A 3,529-nucleotide genomic window follows, 5' to 3' on the forward strand; every position below is an offset into this window, starting at 1 on the left:
TGCGGGCCCCTTGCGCGGTTCCCCGTGCCCCTGACGGGGCCCCTGCGGGCCCCTCGTGGGCGTGCGCTAGACCACCGGTTTGCCCGTCAGGTCCGCCCCTGCCGTGCGGAGCTCTTCCAGGGCCCGTTCCGTCGTCTCCTTGGAGACGCCCGCGGTCAGGTCGAGGAGGACCGTCGTGCCGAAGCCCTCGCGCACCGCGTCGAGCGCCGTGGCGCGCACGCAGTGGTCCGTGGCGATGCCCACCACGTCCACCTCGGTGATCTTCCGGTCCCGCAGCCAGTCCGCCAGCAGGACGCCGTTCTCGTCGGACCCCTCGAAGCCGCTGTAGGCCGCCGAGTGCGCCCCCTTGTCGAACACCGCGTCGATCGCCCCGGACGCGACGACCGGCGCGAAGTTCGGGTGGAAGCCGACGCCCTCCGTGCCCGCCACGCAGTGCGGCGGCCAGGAGTCGACGTAGTCCGGGTGGTCCGAGAAGTGGTCACCGGGGTCGATGTGGTGATCACGGGTGGCCACCACGTGGCGGTAGCCCGCGGGAGCCTGCCCGATCAGATCAGTGATCGCGGCGGCCACGTCGGCGCCTCCCGCGACCGCGAGGCTGCCGCCCTCGCAGAAGTCGTTCTGCACATCGACGACGATCAGAGCGCGGCGCATCGGCTGTCCTTCGGTCGGGCAGGGCTCGCACCCGGCGGGGGCTCGGCCGGATGAACCGAGCGTAGAGACTTCGAACGCATTGCGGGAGAGGGCGTTCGAACGCCCTCTCTCCGCTCCGGCGCACAATCTGAGGCATTCGTCAGACGTATGCGTCGAATGTGGTGCTCAGACGTGCTCAGACGTACTCCGTCGGAATGACGGCCTCGCCCTTCGACAGCTGCGTGGCCGAGAGGGGCAGCCGCGCCCGGGCCGCGGCGTGCCGGTCGCGCACGGTGTCGAGAGGCTCGCGCGCAAGCACCTCGCCGCCCTTGATCAGCTCGACGAGCAGCTGGTGGTCGGCGAGCTCCGCCGGGACCGCTCCCGTGCCGATCACCTCGGCCTCGGCGGTCCCGTGCTCGTCCGGCCGCCGGGCGGACCACTTGCGGCCGCCCACCGACGACTTGGCGCCGAGCGACTTCTTGGCCACCGGCTCCAGAGGGGCCTTCGGGTCCGCCGAGTGGGCGCGGGCCACGAGCTTGTAGACCATCGAGCACGTCGGGTGCCCGGACCCGGTGACGAGCTGGGTGCCCACGCCGTACGCGTCCACGGGCGCCGCGGCGAGCGAGGCGATGGCGTATTCGTCGAGGTCGGAGGTGACGACGATCTTCGTCTTCGTGGCGCCGAGCTCGTCCAGCTGGTCGCGCACCCGGTGCGCGACCAGGAGCAGGTCACCGGAGTCGATGCGCACCGCCCCGAGCTCGGGCCCGGCGACCTCGACGGCCGTACGGACGGCCGCGGTCACGTCGTACGTGTCGACGAGCAGCGTGGTGCCGGGGCCCAGGGAGTCGACCTGGGCCTGGAAGGCGTCGCGTTCGTTGTCGTGCAGAAGGGTGAAGGCGTGGGCCGACGTGCCGACGGTGGGGATGTCGTAGCGGAAGCCGGCCGCCAGGTCGGACGTGGTGGTGAAACCGCCGACGTACGCGGCGCGGGAGGCGGCGACGGCCGCGAGCTCGTGCGTGCGCCGGGCGCCCATCTCGATCAGCGGGCGGTCCCCGGCGGCCGATGCCATCCGGGAGGCGGCGGCCGCGATGGCCGAGTCGTGGTTGAGGATGGAGAGGATCACCGTCTCCAGGAGCACGCACTCCGCGAAGGAGCCCTCGACGCGCAGAATGGGCGAGCCGGGGAAGTAGACCTCGCCCTCGGGGTAGCCCCAGATGTCCCCGCTGAAGCGGTACGACGCCAGCCACTCCAGGGTCGCCTCGTCGACGACTCGCCGCTCGCGCAGGAATCCGATGACGTCGGCGTCGAAGCGGAAGTTCTCCACGGCGTCCAGGACCCGGCCCGTTCCGGCCACCACTCCATAGCGGCGTCCCTCGGGCAGTCTGCGCGTGAAGACCTCGAAGACGGAGCGCCGGTCGGCGGTGCCGGCCTTCAGCGCGGCCTGCAGCATCGTGAGCTCGTAATGGTCCGTGAAGAGCGCTGTCGACGGAACATCCACCGGCAGCCCAAGGTCCGCTGTGTTCATACGAAGGATGCTACCCCGCATCTCGTCACTCTGACGATTTCCTGAGCCCATTTGTGCGAGGCCCCCCTGCGGGTGGCAGCATGGGACAAGTGAGTACGGCTCCCGCAGAGATCACCCGCCCCGAATCGGCCGAAGAGACCTTCGCCGTTCCGGAGCCGGATGTCCCATGGATCACGCTCGTCCACAACGACCCGGTCAATTTGATGAGTTACGTGGCGTATGTGTTCCAGTCCTACTTCGGGTACTCGAAGGAGAAGGCCACCAAGCTGATGATGGACGTGCATCACAAGGGCCGTGCCGTCGTCTCCACCGGCTCCCGCGAGGAGATGGAGCGCGACGTACAGGCCATGCACGGATACGGCCTTTGGGCCACCCTCCAGCAGGACCGGAAGTAGCGACGCATCTGATGCCAGGACAATTCGAAGCCATTCCCGGCGGCGGTGCCGCCGTCGCGCTCGACGAGGTCGAGATCTCGATCATCCGCTCCCTCGCCGTGCAGCTCCTGGAGCTGATCGGCCCCGGCCCGGCCGAGGACGCCTCCGACGACCCGCTCGCCGAGTTGTTCGCGGAGGGCCCGAGCGAGCCGCCCGCCGACCCGGTCCTCAAGCGGCTGCTCCCGGACGCGTACGGCGGCCCCGGCAGTGAGGAGGGCGCCGTCGATGCCGACGAACTGCGCGCGTACTCCGCAGAGTTCAGGCGCTTCACGGAGAACGACCTGCGGGCCAAGAAGCGCGACGACGCCCTGGTGGTGATCCGCTGCCTCGACGCCACGGCGTCCAAGGGCGAGGGCGGCGCCGTCCTGAAGCTGTCCGCCGACGAGTCGCAGCACTGGCTCGGCGCGCTCAACGACCTGCGCCTCGCGATCGGCGCCCGCCTCGAAGTGACCGACGAGGACGACACCGACCTGCTCTTCCAGTTGCCCGACGCCGACCCGCGCAAGCCGATGGTGATGGCCTACCTCTGGCTCGGCGGTCTCCAGGAGACGCTGGTCGCCACCCTGATGGATTAGAAGTCACACCGGCCCGCGGCGAAGTCGTTGTATGGGGCAGCCTTTACCTCTCGTTCGCTCAGCGGACGCTCAAATCCGGATAACGATCGTGTCACTCCAGCGCCCCCGTTTGGTCCGGCGAGGGACTTTTGTCCGGTTCTTCTCGTGGCATGGGCCACACGCGCCCCGGCCGATCACTATTGCCAGCGTGATAAATCTTCACGACCACTCGGTGACGCCACCCATGTCACCGGTGGCGCTCGGGCCGGCAGACCGCCGGTAGCACTCCATCCATATCCGGGGGGATCAGGACCTGATCCGCACTCCGTGCGCGCCAGTCGCGCCGGGCAGCGGATAGGCATGGAGAAAGGGCGCATCACCATGAC

At 69.5% G+C, this 3,529-nt stretch carries 4 protein-coding genes; 2 read left to right on the forward strand and 2 right to left on the reverse strand.

The annotated features are described in order from the left end of the window. Positions 1–66: 66 nt before the first annotated feature. Positions 67–651 (reverse strand): isochorismatase family protein, encoded by a 585-nt coding sequence (locus ACQKIP_RS42995; RefSeq protein WP_365857333.1) that lies wholly within the window; start codon positions 649–651, stop codon positions 67–69. A gap of 175 nt (positions 652–826) precedes the next feature. After that, a complete protein-coding gene (locus tag ACQKIP_RS43000; RefSeq protein WP_365857335.1) occupies positions 827–2,155 on the reverse strand; it encodes a nicotinate phosphoribosyltransferase in 1,329 nt (442 codons plus the stop codon). 80 nt (positions 2,156–2,235) lie between these two features. Here ACQKIP_RS43000 and clpS point away from each other — a divergent pair, with 80 nt between their 5' ends. Together clpS and ACQKIP_RS43010 are read left to right on the forward strand one after the other, a co-directional pair. Continuing rightward, positions 2,236–2,550 (forward strand): ATP-dependent Clp protease adapter ClpS, encoded by a 315-nt coding sequence (gene clpS, locus ACQKIP_RS43005; protein WP_361836503.1) that lies wholly within the window; start codon positions 2,236–2,238, stop codon positions 2,548–2,550. 11 nt (positions 2,551–2,561) lie between these two features. Next, positions 2,562–3,164 (forward strand): DUF2017 domain-containing protein, encoded by a 603-nt coding sequence (locus ACQKIP_RS43010; RefSeq protein ID WP_365857337.1) that lies wholly within the window; start codon positions 2,562–2,564, stop codon positions 3,162–3,164. Positions 3,165–3,529: the final 365 nt, after the last annotated feature.

Source organism: Streptomyces sp. NPDC059900 (genome assembly GCF_050270335.1).
Classification (GTDB): Bacteria; Actinomycetota; Actinomycetes; order Streptomycetales; family Streptomycetaceae; genus Streptomyces.